Origin of the sequence: Paenibacillus hemerocallicola (genome assembly GCF_006265175.1) — a bacterium.
In the GTDB taxonomy this organism is placed as follows: domain Bacteria; phylum Bacillota; class Bacilli; order Paenibacillales; family NBRC-103111; genus Paenibacillus_AB; species Paenibacillus_AB hemerocallicola.
This window is the reverse complement of sequence record NZ_VDCQ01000042.1, coordinates 68,838-85,796: the sequence shown is the minus strand read 5'-3', so window position 1 is coordinate 85,796 and position 16,959 is coordinate 68,838. Positions and strand designations below refer to the sequence as shown.

General features: G+C 56.8%; 14 protein-coding genes. 11 read left to right on the top strand and 3 right to left on the bottom strand.

Annotation, left to right across the window (positions count from 1 at the left end; genetic code table 11):
• Positions 1-356: 356 nt before the first annotated feature.
• On the bottom strand, positions 357-1,070 hold the full coding sequence (locus FE784_RS25405) for a response regulator transcription factor (protein ID WP_139605073.1): 714 nt from the start codon (positions 1,068-1,070) through the stop codon (positions 357-359).
• Positions 1,071-1,250: 180 nt separating this feature from the next.
• Here FE784_RS25405 and trmL point away from each other — a divergent pair, with 180 nt between their 5' ends.
• The 3 genes from trmL to hisS all read left to right on the top strand — a co-directional run bounded on the left by trmL (position 1,251) and on the right by hisS (position 3,976).
• Entirely contained in the window at positions 1,251-1,715 is a 465-nt protein-coding gene (gene trmL / locus FE784_RS25400; RefSeq protein WP_139605067.1) for a tRNA (uridine(34)/cytosine(34)/5-carboxymethylaminomethyluridine(34)-2'-O)-methyltransferase TrmL, read from the top strand.
• A 376-nt stretch (positions 1,716-2,091) separates the two neighbouring features.
• The gene (locus tag FE784_RS25395; RefSeq protein WP_139605066.1) at positions 2,092-2,340 is read left to right on the top strand and encodes an AbrB/MazE/SpoVT family DNA-binding domain-containing protein; all 249 of its coding nucleotides are present in this window, start codon (positions 2,092-2,094) and stop codon (positions 2,338-2,340) included.
• Between the two features lie 349 nt (positions 2,341-2,689).
• Positions 2,690-3,976 carry a histidine--tRNA ligase gene (gene hisS / locus FE784_RS25390; RefSeq protein ID WP_139605065.1) on the top strand — a complete coding sequence of 429 codons (1,287 nt, stop codon included), beginning with the start codon at positions 2,690-2,692 and terminating at the stop codon, positions 3,974-3,976.
• A 307-nt stretch (positions 3,977-4,283) separates the two neighbouring features.
• On the opposite strand, the gene FE784_RS25385 is transcribed toward hisS, so the two are convergent.
• On the bottom strand, positions 4,284-5,351 hold the full coding sequence (locus FE784_RS25385; RefSeq protein ID WP_139605064.1) for a phosphodiester glycosidase family protein: 1,068 nt from the start codon (positions 5,349-5,351) through the stop codon (positions 4,284-4,286).
• On the bottom strand, positions 5,348-5,794 hold the full coding sequence (locus FE784_RS25380) for a hypothetical protein (protein ID WP_139605063.1): 447 nt from the start codon (positions 5,792-5,794) through the stop codon (positions 5,348-5,350). The genes FE784_RS25385 and FE784_RS25380 overlap by 4 nt, the downstream gene beginning before the upstream one ends.
• Positions 5,795-6,067: 273 nt before the next feature.
• On the opposite strand from FE784_RS25380, the gene FE784_RS25375 reads away from it, so the two are divergent.
• The 8 genes from FE784_RS25375 to FE784_RS25340 all read left to right on the top strand — a co-directional run bounded on the left by FE784_RS25375 (position 6,068) and on the right by FE784_RS25340 (position 16,770).
• The gene (locus FE784_RS25375) at positions 6,068-7,024 is read left to right on the top strand and encodes an NAD(P)/FAD-dependent oxidoreductase (RefSeq protein WP_139605062.1); all 957 of its coding nucleotides are present in this window, start codon (positions 6,068-6,070) and stop codon (positions 7,022-7,024) included.
• A gap of 228 nt (positions 7,025-7,252) precedes the next feature.
• Positions 7,253-8,332, top strand: a complete 1,080-nt coding sequence (locus FE784_RS25370; protein WP_176706507.1) for a GntR family transcriptional regulator — start codon at positions 7,253-7,255, stop codon at positions 8,330-8,332.
• A 6-nt stretch (positions 8,333-8,338) separates the two neighbouring features.
• Positions 8,339-8,698 (top strand): L-rhamnose mutarotase, encoded by a 360-nt coding sequence (locus FE784_RS25365; RefSeq protein WP_139605060.1) that lies wholly within the window; start codon positions 8,339-8,341, stop codon positions 8,696-8,698.
• Positions 8,682-10,178, top strand: coding sequence for a sulfatase-like hydrolase/transferase (locus FE784_RS25360; protein WP_139605059.1), 1,497 nt, complete (start codon positions 8,682-8,684; stop codon positions 10,176-10,178). Before FE784_RS25365 ends, FE784_RS25360 begins: the two co-directional genes overlap by 17 nt.
• A gap of 7 nt (positions 10,179-10,185) precedes the next feature.
• The gene (locus FE784_RS25355; RefSeq protein WP_139605058.1) at positions 10,186-11,136 is read left to right on the top strand and encodes a carbohydrate ABC transporter permease; all 951 of its coding nucleotides are present in this window, start codon (positions 10,186-10,188) and stop codon (positions 11,134-11,136) included.
• A 15-nt stretch (positions 11,137-11,151) separates the two neighbouring features.
• Positions 11,152-11,946 carry a carbohydrate ABC transporter permease gene (locus FE784_RS25350; RefSeq protein WP_139605057.1) on the top strand — a complete coding sequence of 265 codons (795 nt, stop codon included), beginning with the start codon at positions 11,152-11,154 and terminating at the stop codon, positions 11,944-11,946.
• A 46-nt stretch (positions 11,947-11,992) separates the two neighbouring features.
• Positions 11,993-13,435, top strand: a complete 1,443-nt coding sequence (locus FE784_RS25345) for an ABC transporter substrate-binding protein (RefSeq protein ID WP_139605056.1) — start codon at positions 11,993-11,995, stop codon at positions 13,433-13,435.
• A 557-nt stretch (positions 13,436-13,992) separates the two neighbouring features.
• Positions 13,993-16,770: a hypothetical protein gene (locus FE784_RS25340; protein WP_139605055.1), complete on the top strand. Its 2,778-nt coding sequence runs from the start codon at positions 13,993-13,995 to the stop codon at positions 16,768-16,770.
• Positions 16,771-16,959 lie beyond the last annotated feature (189 nt).

The window sequence follows — 16,959 nt, the reverse complement described above, 5'->3', positions numbered from 1 at the left end:
AGCGAAGCGGTTGACTTTAAAATCGTGTTGTAACCACCTAAGATGTTAAAAACAACACGATTTTAACGGAGGTGGAGCGCATTTCCCCACCTCTTGTCTCCGGCGCTTGCTCTCTTCGCAGACTTTTTCAACAGCCTCAAAAGATCCGGTTATTTTCGGCGAAAGTGCGGTTATAATCGGAATAACGGGAAAACATCCAGCTATTTCCGCTCGGATTACCGGATTTGTCCGGATGAAGCGGATTTAGCTGGATGTTTTCCATCTCAAGCAGCATGTTTATTCGCTTCAGGCGAATAAACTTCATGTTTTCCATTTCGGCCGGCAACAGTCTCGCCTAATGTCCCCGAGTCGCAGCCTCAGGCAAGCGACTCCTTCGAGACCGGCTCCGTCAGCTTGTAGCCGACGTTGCGGATCGTGACGATATATTCGGGGTTGCGGGCATTTTTCTCGATTTTGTCGCGAAGATGGCTAATATGCACGTCGACGATGCGCGTATCGCCGATGAAATGATAGTCCCAGACGCCGTGAAGCAGCTGCTGGCGGCTTAATACTTTGCCCCGGTGCTTGCACAGAAACAGCAGCAGCTCGAATTCTTTCGGCGTCAGCTCGATCGGCTGATCGTGAATGAGCACCTCGCGCTGCTCCGGCTGGATGCGGATCGGCCCGATATGGAGCGTTTCCGGCTCGGCGGCCGGAAGGGCGCCCGTGCGGCGCATAATCGCCTGAATGCGCGAGACGAGCTCCTGCGGGCTGAACGGCTTCGTCATATAATCGTCCGCCCCGTTGTCGAGTCCGGCGATTTTGTCAGACAAGTCCTGCAGCGCGGTCAGCATGATGATCGGCACGAAATTGTTTTGCTCGCGCAGCCGTTTGCATACCTGGATGCCGTCGAGCTTCGGCAGCATCAGGTCAAGCACGATCAAATCGGGACGGAACTGCGGAATGGCCTCGAAGACGGCTTCGCCGTCGTATACGCACAACACTTCGTAACCGACCAGCTTCAAGTTAAAGTCGATGAGCATGGAGATGGAGGGCTCGTCGTCAACGACCAATATTTTCTTCTTAATCATCATTTTCTCCTTTGCAAGCGTAATGTAGTGAACGTTATCGATATTGTCGTAACTCCATTATGCGCCCCGAACATAAAGCGAAGATTAAGGTTTCGTAAAATGGATGTTAAAATTTTCGGAACGGTTGATGTATAATCGTCTTATGCTTGTTCACTACAAGAGCGGGGAGAAGGTTTGCAAATGGCTTTTCATATCGTACTGGTCGAGCCCGAAATTCCCGCCAACACCGGCAATATTGCCCGGACGTGCGCGGCTACGGGAACGATTCTCCATTTGGTCCGGCCGCTAGGCTTCCTGACGGATGACAGGACGCTGAAGCGCGCGGGTCTCGATTATTGGCATTCGGTCGACGTCCGTTATTACGATTCGTTCCGCGAGCTTCGCGAGGCGTTGGACGGACGGCGCTTTTACTTTGCTACGACGAAGGCGCACAAGCTGTATACGGAATTTGATTATAAAGACGAGGACGTATTCGTGTTCGGCAAAGAAACGAAAGGACTGCCGCGCGAAATCGTCGACGAGAACCGGGAAACGTGCATCCGGATGCCGATGACCGATGCCGTCCGATCGCTGAACTTATCGAATTCGGCGGCGATCGTCTTGTTCGAGGGATTGCGGCAAAATGCATTTCTCGGGTTGAAATGAACAAAAAACCGCCGCACCGGGGCTGCTCGAACGAGCAGTCCGGACTGCAGGCGGTTTTTGCCTGTGCATACGCTATAAGTATCGCTCTTCTTCCAAAACGCGCCGCTGGCCCGGGCTTGGCCTCGACCGGCTCGATCGCGCACGGCCGACCTGCGATTCGCTGATATGCACGAACGCTTCCTCCGGCTGTTAGTTACGCCGAGTTTGTTAATCGGAACTACCCTTTTCCGGACGGCGTTTACAGAAACATCTCAAATTGGCATAAAGACCTAGTTAAAAAGAAGGAGTTTGTATATTTACGGCGAATTATTATGCTGGAAAGTGGCTAGGCGATAAAATCGTCCTACTTTCATAGGCAGAAGCGAGGTGAGTCGAGATGAGACCGGCAGGCGTTGTACGGAAAGTGGATCAATTGGGCAGAATCGTATTGCCCAAATCGCTCAGAAAAAGATATCGGATGAACGAAGGAGATCCCGTTGAAATTTTAGTTTCCGGCGATCACATATTGCTGGAGCGTTACCGCCCCAAATGTGTGTTTTGCGGAGAAATGAACGGGGTTACGGAGTATAAGGAGAAGCATATTTGCTCAACTTGTATGAAAGAAATGACTTTAATCTCCTTGTAATCGTTATCATACAAACGAATTTTGCGTCATCACCGGGTAAACGCTACACGAACGGCGCAAGCATCACCGCAATGAAGTCGGGGGTGCTTTTTTTGTTTATGCTTCGTGTTGCAAGCGGAGCTTCGGCGAGCTATAATGAAAACCATTACGCAGAAGGAGGCGGACGGTCATGGCACGACGACAGCAGTTCGCACAACTTCATCATCACAAGAAGCGTTAGCACCCCCTGAATGGAAACGGGGAGGGCTAGCGCTGCTTGCGTTGGCCTCCCTGCGGCATACGAACGCGCGCGGGACCAAGAGGTCCGGCGCGTTTTTTGTTTTTATCCATGGAAAGGGTGAGGGTTAACATGCAAAACGTGAAAGGTACGTTTGATTTCCGCGCCGGGGAGCAGGTGCTGAGAAACCGGATCCGGGCCGTATTGGAGCGGCAGTTCGCGCTGTACGATTTCGAGCCGCTGGAGACACCGATTTTGAACGAGCAGTCGCTACTGGCCTCGAAATATGCGGGCGGGGAAGAAATTATGCAGGAAATGTACCGTCTTTCCGACCAAGGGGGCAGAAATCTCGGATTGCGTTACGATCTGACCGTGCCTTTCGCCAAGGTCGTGGCGATCCATCCCGGTCTGGAAATGCCCTTCAAACGGTACGAAATCGGCAAAGTGTTTCGGGACGGACCGGTGAAGCGGGGGCGGCTGCGCGAATTTACGCAATGCGATGCGGACGTGGCCGGGACGGAGGGACCGGAAGCGGAGACGGAGCTGCTCCAGCTTGCGTCCGATGCGTTCGGGGCGCTAGGGATTGATGCCGCGGTGCGATGGAACAACCGGAGATTTCTCGGAGAGCTTCTGGCCGGCCTCGGAGTCGGCGAGGAAGCGGCCGCTTCGGTTATGCTCACCCTGGATAAGCTTGACAAAATCGGGGTGGACGGAGTGGCCGCCGAGCTCGGGGACAAAAAGCTGGACCCGCAAGCTGCCGCCGGTATCGTTCGGCTGATCCGCGAGGAAGCTCCGGGATTCGAGGAACTTGTAGAAAGGTTCTCGCTCGGAGCCGCCCGCGGGGTTATGGAAGTACGACAGCTGCAGAAGCTGTTGGACGGCACCGGGCTCGGGCCGATATGCCGGTTTGACCCGTTTCTTTCCCGGGGCTTGTCGTTCTATACCGGAACGGTATACGAACTATTCGCTGCCGACGGATCGTTCCGGTCCAGTCTGGCAAGCGGAGGAAGATACGATTCGATCATCGGGAAGCTCGCAGGACGCGAAGACATCCGCTATCCGGCCGTCGGCATTTCGTTCGGGCTCGATTCGATCATGGAGCTGATGAGAACCGCAAGAGGGGATACTGCTGCGCAGGCCGTACGGTTCGTCCCGATCGGCGATACGCTTGCCGAAACGCTGAGTGCCGCCGCGTTGTTCCGTGGGGCGGGGATTCGCGCCAGAGTGGAGAGCGGGTCCCGCAAGCTGAAGCGGACGCTTGCCGCCGCCGCCGCGAAGGGCGCCCGGTTTGTCGTGCTGATCGGAGAGGAGGAGGCGGCCGCCGGCCAGGTTCGTTTGAAACATATGCGGACCGGGGAAGAAACGGTCGGACCGATAGAGCTCGCGCTGCATACGGTCGAGAGGTCCGAGGGAATTTGAACGCAAAAAGCCGCTCTGCCTGCACATGAGGTGCGGTAGAGCGGCATAGGTTGCGTCGACCATCCTGTGTTACGCCGAAACGTTCTACAAGCCCTTCGTTCTGTCTTCGTTGTAAGAAGACGTGAGCATTGCTGCAATGAACAGTACAAATACGACCATGACAAGCCAGAACGTAGATGAGGCGAAGATAGCCATGTCTGGTTACACCTCCCAGTAGAAATACCGTGACAAGCTAACCCTATTATAACCAAAAGGCCCGGAAAAGAAAACGGCCGAATTGTGAACATTTCCTCCATCTATCACGCCGTCATTTGAAAAATAAAAAGTTTGTAGGCAGCGGGCGAAGCCGTCCGTCGGAAGGATTGTTGACGGTCCTGCCCTCGAAAACGAGCGAGGTGGATCCGCCCCCATCCAAGTTGTAGGCGTCGACGACGCGCAGCTTGGCCAGCTTGTCCTGCAGCTCCGTCAGCGTCGCGCCGGAGCCGCCGCGTTCGTCGTATCCGTCTGCGACGATAAACAGCAGCTGATCGTTGCCGAAGTTTCCTACGACCGTCCGAGGTGCCCGTTTGGGCGAATTCAGCCATTGCGACGGAATTTGCTGCTTGACGCCGCCCTTCAGCAGAATCGGCACGAACGTCGCGCCGAACGAAGGCTTCAGCTTGTCCAAGTCGGCTTGGCGGGCAAACTTGCCGCCGATCAGCTTGCGGTCGGCGCTCAGGCCGACGAAGGCCAAATTGTCGAACGTAGACTCGAAGCCGTACACGTATTTGCCGTCCAATACGGTCGTGCTTAACGGATAACGCTTGCCGTCGGGCGTGTCCGCAAAGCCGCCGGCATTGATTCCGGCAACGGCGCCATACCGGCTCGCGGCCGCCAGAGTCGTCTCGGAGCTGCCGATTTTATCTTTGCCGAGCGCCATCTTCATCGCTTTGTCCGATTTCATGTCGACCTTCAGCGCATAGCCCTTGTAATTCGCATCGTTGAACTGATACAGCTTCAAATCGATATTGGCCGAAGCGACGGTGCGGGTCGGCTTGCCGAACTCCGCGGAGATGCGGCTGTCGAAAATGAGAGAGGGGCGTGCGGCTTGGGCCGTAGCGAGCTTCAGCATATTGCTCGTATCGGTGGCGCTTTGCTCGTACAGCTGGTAAAACTTCTCGATGGTGCTCTTCGTGGCGACCGCGCTTCCCGACGCTTTCTCGAGGTTTTGCTGTACCGTATTCGCCTCTTCGGTTATGGAGAACAGGTGCAGCGCGGGAGAGAAGTCGAGCTTGGGCATGTCCAGCGTGAAGCTGGCCGATAGGAGCCAGACGAGCATGCCGACGAACGGAGCGCAAGACAGCAGGAAAAACCGGTTGATTTCGCGTGCCGTCATTTCAGCACATCCAAGTTTTGCTTCAGCTCGTCAAGCTTCTTCTTCACTTCCGCGAGCTGGGTATACAGCTGGTTGCTGTTGTCGGTTTTGCTGTTGGCGCTGTCCTTCGTAAAGGCGAGCAGCTCGTTGAACGAATCGACCTTGGCCTGCAAGGTCGTGATATCGGTCGTGACGCTGGCCTTCAACTGATCCAATTGCTGCTGGTATTGCGTTTGCATCGTTTGCAGCTGCGCCTCCGTCTGGCTCGCCAGCTGCGAGCCGAGCTGCGTTTTCAAATGCTCCGTATACAGCATCGTTCCCAATACACCCGAGGCGATCAGGAAAAACCAGCTGGAGAAAAACAACAGGTACGTTTTTTTGGACGACTTGACCGTTTTGGCCGATTTGGCGCTTCGTGCCGAGGCAACGGAAGGGCTGACATTCGCTTCGATCGGCGTACTCATTCGTTTCACCTCAATTTCGACATGATACAGAATACCGCTCATGGGATTATCTTAATATTCGACGAAATATTCGCCGAAAGGTTGCTAACTTTTTCTATGTAAACCAAAAAAACAAAAACAAGCCCCGGTTCGGACGAGCTGAGCTCGTTACATAGCAATTCGACAAAGGCAACTGCGAATAAGACCGTATCCGGTCGGATCTCGTCGGCTTATCCATTATTTTATCAATTGTCGGGTAAGAGCGCCAGAGCGAAGGACATACTAAAATCGAAAATGAAGAGGAAGCGAAAGGAGCGGGTCAAGACGGCTGAATTCGATTGCATGATCGTAGGCGGCGGGATCGCTGGGCTGCAGGCGGCTATCCAGATCGGGAGATACGGCCATTCGGCGCTTGTGGCCGATATGGGCAGCGGCCGGTCGGTATTGTGCCGCAGCTATCATAACGTGCTCGGGTGGCCCGACGGCATATCCGGATCGGAGCTTCGCCGATTGGGGCGGATTCAGGCGGAACGGACCGGCATCCGGTTCGTGAAGGATGAGATCGTCGGGGCGGAACGCAGAGGCGACTTGTTCGTTCTACGGGGACGAGACGGAGCCTATGAGGCGAAAACGGTGCTGCTGGCCACGGGCATTATGGACCGGTTTCCCGATCTGCCCGGTCTTGTGCCTTGTCTCGGCAAAACGGTTTACGTATGTCCCGACTGCGACGGACACGAGATTCGCAACCGCAAGACGATCGTCATGGGCTCTGGAGATGTCGGAGCTTCCATGGCGCTGACGTTGGCTGAGCGGACCGATGAGCTCCTATATGTCAATCATGAGCGAAAGCCGATCGCGGCCGAGCTGTCGGGGCGCCTGCGGGAGAAAGGCATCGTCGTCTTGGCCGAGCCGATCCGGGAAGTGCTGGAGGAGGATGACGGCTCGTTTCAAGGGATCAGGCTTGCGAGCGGAGGGGACATTTGGGCGGACCGCGGCTTCATCGCATTCGGCGGCAATGAAGTCCGCTCTTCCTTGGCGGAGCAGCTCGGAGCGGAACGGCACGAGAACGGGCATATTATGACCGACGCCCGCACGAAAATGACGACCGTGCCCAATTTGTGGGCCGCGGGCGATATCGGCGTCCATTCGGAGCAGGTGACGATCGCGATGGGCGAAGGCAGCCAGGCCGCCATTTGGATACACAAAACGTTGAACCGGATGAGCAAGCAGCCGGCAAGTATCGGCGTTTAAGCCCGATTCGGCCCTGTCTTCCGCATCGCCGGATGGAAAACGAATAGGCTCTGTTCTTTTATTGTTGCGATTCGACCGCTTGTCGGATCGCTTCTTCCGCATGAAGCCGTCTCTGGAGCATAAAAAAGGTTGACACAAGACGGAATGCTCTACTATAGTAAAGCTAACCTTGATATATATGTACCAATGCATATAGGTTTAAATCAAATCGGAAAGCGAGGTTCAGCCGTGGAGCAGCAATTTACCCCTACGTATTATCAGATCAAGCAGGATATTAAGCGCAAAATCGAAGACGGGCGTCTGAAGGCGGGAGATTTGCTGCCGGGCCGCTCGACGTTGGCGGAGGAATACTCGTGCAGCTGGAGCACGCTCAATCGTGCAGTGAATGAGCTCATTCTGGAGGGGGTGTTGACCGCCCAGAAAGGAAAGGGCACGTTCGTATCGGCGGCGATGAGCGTCATCCCGCCGGGAACCGAGCCGATTAACGTCTGGTTCTGCAATCCGTTCCCGAGCGTCTACGCCACGCTGTCCGAGATGATGGACGGGCTGCGCGACGAGGCGCACCGCAGAGGGCGTTCGATTCAATTTATCGATAACGGCCATGACCGCGACGGCCCGAACGATATCGACGGCTATATCATCATCACGCCGTCGGACGGTCAACGGGAGTTTCTCGTCAAGGCGTGGGAAGCCGGCCAACGGTTCGTCGTGCTGAACTCGGACTATGTCGATGTACCGTTCGTCTGCATCAATGCCGATATTTACGAAGCGTCGCTGCGCGTGATCGAGCATCTGCTCGACGCGGGTCACACGCGGATCGGCCTGCTCGGCTTGCGCGACGGCCTTTCCAATTACCGCCACCGCAAAGCCGCTTATGTGGATGCGTTCCGCAGGCGCGGGCTGGCGTACCGCGAAGATTGGTTCGCGGGGAGACCGGAGCTGCAGGCGGACGCCGCCGATCTTTACAGCGACTGGATCGACCGTCATCCCGAATGTACGGCTATCTTCGCGGCCGATTATACGTCCTCGCTCATTATTCTGGAAACGTTGGCAGGCAAAGATATCGAGGTGCCGGCGAAGATGGCTTTATTCTCCTCGGGGGAAATCCCGTTCGCTTCGCTGCTCAAAGTATCTCTCAGCACCGTCGTGCAGCCGTTCTACGAGCTGGGGCGCTCGGCGCTCTCCATCTTGCTGGAGGCCCGCTGGGAAACGGGCGTAAAGCTGTATCCGTGCCGGCACATTTACCGGCAGTCGACGAATGCGGTCATCCCCGCTGCCGGCAGCCGGCAAACTACGGAAGGAAGGTGACACCCGTTGGAGAAAAGAGCGTTTACAATCAACATCAAGGCGGGCGCCGAGGCGGAATACAAGCGTCGTCACGAGGCCGTTTGGCCGCGGGTGCGGGAGGCGCTGAGGCGCCATGGCGTGCGCAGCTACTCGATCTTCATGCAGGGAACGACGCTGTTCGCCTATATGGAGATGGAGGGCGATTTCGAGGAAAGCTTCCGTCAGCTGCATCAGGACCCGGCCAGCGTCGAATGGCGGGACTATATGTCGGACTTGATCATTCGCGACGAGAACATGGGCTTTCATTTTCTGGAGTGCGTCTTCCGGCTTGACGGGTTTGAGCCGCACCGGGAAGGAGCGAGCGTACGACATGAAGCGTCCCGCTAACACTAACATCCTGTTCATTACCGCCGACCAGCTGCGTTACGACAGTCTCGGCTTTACCGGCCATCCGCTCGTGAGGACGCCGAACATCGACCGGCTGGCGGCCGGCGGCGCCTTCTTCGACAAGACGTTCGTGCAATGCGCCGTATGCGCGCCATCCCGCGCCTGCATGTACACGGGCCGATACGTTCACAACAACCGCGTTCGCTTTAACGAAGTGCCCTTCGGGGAAGGCGAGCGGACGATCGCCGACTATTACTCGGAGCAAGGTTATCGCGCCGCTCTCGTCGGCCGGACGCATTTCACCCCGATTACGGAAACGTACGGCTTCGAATATTACGCCTATTACGACGGGCTACCGGCCAAGGACAGCTACTCGTCTTATCCGGACTATCTCCGGCGGTGCGGCTACAGCGAGGAAGACATCCGCTACCGCTATTGGCCGAAGGAGCTGGAACCGCTTCCGGGGCAGGAGGCGTATCCGGAAAATTTGATCGAGGCGTTCTATCCGTCGCGAATCGCGGAGGAGCACAGCGATACCGCTTTCCTTACGGACGAGGCGATCCGTTTCATGGAGGAGACGGGGGACCGTCCGTGGATGCTGCACTTGTCCTATTGGAAGCCGCATTTGCCGTTCATCGTATCCGCGCCGTATCACGACATGTACGACCCGGCCGATGTGCCGATGCCTACGCTCGCTCCGGGAGAGCTCGACCGCAAGCCGCCGCTGCAGAAGCTGTTTCGCGAGGAGCGGCGGGGCAATTTCCTCGAGGACGAGAAGCTGCTGCGGCAAGTCCGCGCCGTTTATTACGGCATGATTACTCAGTTGGACGACCATCTTGGCAGACTGTTCGCCGAGATGCGGCGTCTTGGTGTAAGCGATAACACATTGATCGTGTTCACATCCGACCACGGCGAATATTTGGGCGACCACTACATGGTGGAGAAGGAATTGTTCTACGAGCAGGCGATACGGGTGCCGCTGATCGTCCACATGCCGGGCGTCGTGCCGCCGGGAAGGTTCGACGGCTTCGTCGAGTCGATCGACATTTTGCCTACCTGTCTCGAAGCAAGCGGCATCTCGTTGCCTCCGGCGTTGGACGGACGCAGCCTGTTCCCGCTCATGCGCGGGACGGCCAACGACTGGCGCAGCGAAGTGTACGCGGAATGGGACTTCCAATATTATCGTTCGCGCAGACAGCTCGGCCTGCGGCCGGATCAATGCAAGGCGAATATGGTGCGCGACGCCAGATGGAAGTACGTCCATTACTCCGACCAGCCGGACGAGCTATACGATCTGGAGCGGGACTATGAAGAGCACGTCAATCTGGCCGATCATCCCGACTGCGCGGAGGTCGTGCGGGATATGAAGGACAAGCTGTTGAAGTGGCGGATGCGCTCGGAGGACAAAGGGCCGGAGGTCGACCTGACCTTCGCCACGTATTTACGCGATCCTTGGGCTTCGGCCGAACGGAAAGGATGAGGCGCTTGTGAAACAAACGACCGCTATATCCGGTACCGACTACGATTCGCAGCAGGCGGCGAGCGCAAGCTCGCGAAGGCGCCGCTTGGCCGCCAATTGGAAAGCATACGCCTTCTTGCTGCCGATATTTGTGTCCATGGGGCTGTTCAAATACACGCCGTTTTTCACGGCCATCGTAAAATCGTTCTACGAGTGGAACGGCGCCAATATTAACAAATTCATCGGGTTCGGCAATTTCGTTCGTTTGTTCCAGGACCCGACGTTTCACGCGTCGCTCGTCAATATATTCCTGTTCACGGGGAGCTTCGTGCTGATCCAGCTCACGTTCCCTCTGTATGCCGCGGTCGTTCTGTACCGGATCGGCCGGCAAGGCGTGCAAAATGCGTACAAGACGCTGTTTCTCGTTCCCATGGTCGTCCCGTACATTATCATTTACTTGCTATGGCGGTGGATTTACGCGGGCGAAGGTGCGATCAACCAGTTTTTGCAGCTCATCGGTCTGGAGCAGCTCGCGCAGTCATGGCTCGGGGACAGCAGCTGGGCGCTCGTCTCGATTATTTTCGTCAATTTTCCATGGATCGGCGGCATTTATTTGCTCATTTATTTGGCCGGTCTGATCACGATCCCGCAGGAGCTGTTCGAGGTGGGCAAGCTGGAAGGACTGACGGGCTGGCAGCGGTTCCGCCATATCGAGCTTCCGCTGCTCAAAAACCAGCTCCGACTGGTCGTGCTTCTCGCCTTCATCAACCAGTTTCAAAGCTTCGAGAACGTGCTTGTGCTGACCAACGGGGGACCGGGCTTCTCTACGCTGACTCCGGCGCTGTATTTGTACAAGCAAGGCTTCGAGTACAATGAGCTGGGGTATGCGTCCGCCGTCGGCGTCGTCGTCTTCGTCATTTTGACGGTCGCAAGCGTGCTGGCGAACAAGCTGATCAAGCCGGCGGACAAAGCCGACTAGGGAGGAGAAAACGAGATGAACCGATGGCTGCTTACACTTCTGCTGCTGCTGACGCTTGCGCCCTTCTATATGCTCGTCATCACCTCGCTGAAAGACTACGAGCAAATTTTGAACCAGTTCTGGCTGCCCGCGTGGCCGATGCATTTCGGCAATTACGCCGAGGCGTTCAAGCAAATTTATCCGTATCTGGGCAACTCGATCATCATTACGGCCGGCATTGTCGCCTGTGTGCTGATCAATTCCAGCATGGCCGGCTTCGCCTTCGTACGCTACGATTTTTTCGGCAAAAATGTGCTGTATTACTTGATCATCATGCTGATGATGGTGCCGGGCTTTCTGCTGCTTATTCCGCAGTTTATCCTGTTCAAGCAGCTCGGTCTGCTGAATACGTATTGGGCGCAAATATTCGGCCCGATGGCCGGCGCTTCGGCGATGGCCACGATGCTGATGCGCACCTTTTTCGAAGGGCTGTCGAAGAGCCTGCTGGAAGCGGCCGAGATGGAGGGGGCGGGCGATTTCACGATATTTACCCGGTTTATTCTGCCGCTGTCCGTGCCGATCATCTCGACCGTCGCGATCATCAATGCCCTGCTCGGCTGGAACAACTACATTTGGCCGCTCGTCGCCACGTCGGGCAACAAGGTCAAGCCGGTCATTCTCGCCCTGAGCAATATTCGCGGCTCGGTGGATCACATACAAGGCATCCAGTTTGCGGGTTATGTCATTGCTTCCGTTCCGCTGCTGCTGCTGTTCGTGTTTGCGACCAAATCGTTTGTGTCGGGCATTACGGCGGGAGCGGTGAAAGGCTGAATCGCTCGTCCGTCATGCAAATATATGGGTAAAAGGGGTAATCGTGATGAATGGAAAGGTGTATGGAACGTTGTCGGCGCTGGTGCTGGCCGTACCGCTTATCGTCAGCGGATGCGGCAAAGACGCGAAGGACGCGCAGGGGGCGGACGGCGGCAAGAAGACCGAGCTCAATGTGACGATCGTTACGGAGTCCCAGGGCGATACTGTCGAGCAGCAGTCGTGGGAGGAGCTTGCCAAGGCGTACATGGCCAAGCGCAGCGACGTGAAGATCAACATGACGGTGCAAAATATGGGCGGCGTCGAGCAGCACCGCACATGGGTGACGACGCAATTGATCGGCTCCACCGCGCCGGATGTATTTACGACCAGACGCATTTGGGACCAGGAGGATTTGCAGAAAGGGCTGCTGCTGGACTTGACGCCGTACTTCCAGGAAGCGTCCTCGTATGCGGGCGGCAAGACGCTGGAGAAAACGCTATCTCCGACCGTGTTGACGCAGCTGGTCGGCGCGAACAAGAAGTATGCGAGCGTGCCGACGTTCGTGGACGTCGTGCGCGTCATGTACAACAAGAGCTTGTTCGAGAAAGCCGGCATTACGCAGGTGCCGAAGACGTGGACCGAGTTCCTGAGCGCGCAGGCGAAGCTGAAGCAGGCGAACATTACGCCGTTTTCGTTTCCGAATTCGAAGCCGGGCGACTATAACTACAGCTGGTCGACCCGCATCCTGACCGAGGAGCTGATCGCTTCCTCCTATGATCAGCTGGATGTGAACAAGAACGGCTTTATCGAGGTGAACGAGTATGTGCGCGGGGTAGACCAAGGCATTATCGATATCGAGAAAGCGCCTTACAAGGATGTCTTCCCGCTGTTGAAGGACTGGAGCCAATATTGGGCCAAAGGCTACAACGGGCTCGACTTCGATACGTCGACCGACCAGTTCGTGCGCGGAGACGCGGCGATGATTATGCGAACGAGCGCGCAGAGCAAGGTGCTGTTCGAGTCGCAGGCGCGCAAGTTCGAGATGGGTATGTTCCCTCTGCCGTATTTGACCAAGGAGAACAATCCGGCCGCGATCGGCAAGCTGATGGAAATCGGCGGCGTTCCAGCGGGGAACCTGGCGATTCCGAAATCGATTGCCGCAGCGAAGCAGGCGGCCGCCGTAGACTTCCTGAAATTCGTCGTATCGAGCGACATGCAGGCGCTGATGGCGGAGAAGCTGTACCGGGCGCCGGTATCGCAGGACGTCAATTTGCCCGAGAAGCTGTCCGGATTCAAATTCGCCGGCGACCAGATGAAGCTGAACATTTATGGCGGCGAGCTGGACAAGACGGTTACGGAATTCAACCAGAAGCTGGGCCAGACGTATCTGGAGGGCAAAATGACCGCAGAGCAATATATAGCCGGGTTGAAGAAGACGATGATTGACGGGGTCAAGAAGAAGATGGAAGAGAACAAGTGGTCCAAAGAGAACAACTACGGGATTCAATAAGGTCCGCATGGCAAAAAAAGAGAGGACGCGCGCGATACGGCGCGGTCCTTTTTTTTGTTTGTACGAGCGAGTCATCCTCATACAACCTGGAAGCCTTTTGAGGGGGGCGTGTGCAACACGTTGGGTGTATAGAGGAACTGGCTTCCGTTATTGTTCCGAATTCCGTTGCGCTCCTGAATATAACGGAGCAGGCTTCCTTTATTCGATCTGTTCGGAGTGAAATCGATCGTAAACGTCGGAATAGAGGAACGGTTTTCCGTTATGTTGCTGTCGACACCGGGAAACGGGGTCCATAACATACGCCAGTTCCGCTATGATATGGATTCGCGCTCCCTCAAGCGCCGGCCGATACGGTCTGTCTTCACCGGTCAGAAGAGACGGGGCTTCGTAACGCTAATTATGCTGACATAGCCCATTGGCTCTCAGAAAGTCCTGTCCGTACGGCATCTTTTTGAAAGTTAAAAGATTGACCTTGAACTATTCGATAATTATATATAATATAAAATATAAATTATAAATCACTTATCAGTTGGAACGACCGAAAGGAGCATATCACAATGAAGCTGGAGCATTTTGCCGAGACCGACACGCGGCAGCCACTGGCGTTTCCGCATTTTCCGACGAGACTGCAAGGGGTCGTATGGCGCAATTGGGGATTGGTTCCCGCCGACAGGCTCGCCCGCACGCTGAAGGCCACCGAGCCTGAGCTCTCAGAGCTTGCCCGGGGGATGGGCTTGCCGGTTCCGGAGGAAGCGAACCCCGCCTGGCTGACCCGCGGATATATTACGATACTGCGGGCCAATTGGCATTTGCTGCCGTATGAGCAGCTGCTGACCTTGCTGGACTGGACCGAGGAGCAGCTGGCGTTCGCGCTGCAGGAGGACGATTTTCTATGGATCAAGCTGGGCAGCCTGAAGCCGGCGATTCCGCCGGTATATTATCGGCCGTTGAACGAGGGAGAACGTCGGGAGACGGAAAAGTTCCGAGAGAGGCTCGAGCTGCATTTCGCGCCTGTCGCCGGCGTTAGCCGGAGCAGCTTCGCTTTCGGGAAGCCCGGACGATCGGGAGAAGAAGCGAGCGGGGCATTCGAGCTGCCGCCTCTCGCGAAGCCGGAGAAGCCTTTCGAGTTTTTGAACGGTTTCAGCAATAACGATACGGCGAAAGCGCTGAACATCCGAGAGCAATCCGCCGGAGGCGGCACGGACGGCGAGAAGACGGACGCGACCCTTACGCTGCTGGACGATAGCTTCGCTATCATCGTACCCGAAGGCCTTCCGCGCGCCCGGACATTTGCCGAGCGGTTCGCTCGCGAGCACGAGCGCGCATGGGGCGTAAAGCTGGACGTTCTCGAAGGCGAAGCCGCCGCGCGACCGTCCGCTTTGAAGCTGGAAATCGGGCCGAACCCCGGGAAGCTGCGGGAAAGCCATATCGTCGAGGTGGGAGAGCATACCGTCAAGGTGGCGGCTGTGGACGAGAACGGGCTTTTGCGCGGTTTGCAATGGATCGAAGAGGAAATGACCGAACGGGGCGGCCCGCATCTGGAGCGGGGGATCGCTCGGCGCGACACGCGATACGAGTTCCGGCTGCTGTACTCGTACTTTGCCGTGTACGGAGACCCGCTGCTCGATCCGGAGCTGGACCCGTATCCGGACGATCTGCTTGCGCGGCTTTCGAAGGTCGGAGTGAATGCGATCTGGCTGCAATGCGTCTTGTATCAGCTCGTCCCGTTCGCGGAGGCGCCCGAGCTGTCGGTCGGATGGGAACGCCGAATCGAAGGATTGCAGCGGTTGTCGGAGCGTGCGGCCGATTACGGCATAGGCGTTTATTTGTATTTCAACGAGCCCCGTTCGATGCCGCTCGAATTTTTCGAGCAGCGGCCCGACTGGCGCGGGCATACGATCGGCACCTATGCTTCGATGTGCACGTCCCATCCCGAGGTGCAGCGTTATTTAAAGGAAGCGACGGCAGATCTCTTCCGGAGGGCTCCGGAGCTCGCCGGTTTGTATACGATCACGATGTCGGAAAACTTGACCAATTGTTATTCCAAGGCGGTCAACGGGCAGACGAATTGTCCGCGCTGCGCGGCCCGCCCCGAGGAAGAGGTGGTCGCGGAGGTCAACCGCCTTATAGCCGAAGGCGCGCAAAGCGTGAAGCCCGATGCGCATATCGTCAGCTACACGTGGGCTTGGCGGCAAACGCTGGGCTTTACGAAGGAGATGCTCGACCGGTGCGTCTCGCTACTGCCCGACGGAATGGCGGTCATGAGCGTGAGCGAGGACGAAATGCCGACGAATATCGCCGGCGTGGCGGGACAGGTTATCGATTATTCGATCTCTCTCGTCGGTCCGAGCGACAAAACCCGGGGCATCTGGCAAGCCGCCCGGGAGAACGGCCTGCCTGCCTATGCGAAGGTGCAGTTCAACAACTCGTGGGAATGCTCGGCGGTACCGTACTTGCCGGTATTCGACCTCGTTCTCGAGCATATGGGCAACCTGAACCGGGAAGGCGTCAGCGGCCTTATGCTAAGCTGGACGCTCGGCGGCTATCCGTCGCCGACGCTGGAAATGGTCTCGCAGCATTATTGGGCGACGGAGCGTTCGACTTCCCTGGATGCGGCCGGGTCCGGTCCGAAGCGTGCCGGCGACGCCGGAGCAAGCTTGGGCGATTGGTTGGCCGGCAAGTTCGGAGCGGATGCGGGAGCCGGGATTGCGCGGGCTTCGGCCGCTTTCAGCAAAGCGTTTCGCGACTTTCCGTTCCATGTGTCGGTGCTGTATACCGCTCCGCAAAATTCCGGGCCGTCCAACCTGCTGCATGTACATCCGACGGGCTATTCGGCCACGATGGTCGGATTTCCGTACGACGATGTGAAAAGGTGGCGCGCGATCTATCCGGCCGATACGTTCGAAGAGCAGTTCCGCAAGCTGGCGGAAGGCTGGGAAAAAGGGCTGGAGGCTTTGGCGGAAGCGGGCCGGCTCGTGAAAGGGGAAGGGAGAACGGCCGCCTACACCGATCTTGTGCACGTATCGCTCGGGAGCTATTATCATTTCCGCAGCACGTATTATCAGATTGCTTTCATTCTGGAGCGGGAGAAGCTGGCGGCTGCGGAAAATCCGGAGGCGCGCGAACGGTCGCGGGCCCGAATGAAGGAGCTGGCCGGATTGGAGCTGGAGACGGCGCGCCAAATGTACGACTTGATGCTGCGCGATTCCCGGCTCGCCTATGAAGCCAGCAATCATTATTATTATACGGCGCGGATGCTGCAGGAAAAGGTATTGAACTGTATGGACGTAAACGCCCGACTGAACGAGGCGGACACCGCTGATGTTGGTGCGTGAATTCAGGTAAAACAAAGGGACGGCATCGCGCGATCGGGGCGCGAGCCGTCCTTTTGTTGCGTTTCGAGTCGTTTTCGAGAGTGAACCCAATTACACCAACAGTAACCCTGAGACGTGAGCCGGACACCGGAGAACGCCGCCTGCTATGTCGTTCTGCGGTACGGCGCAAGCACGGAGGGCGGCCTCTGC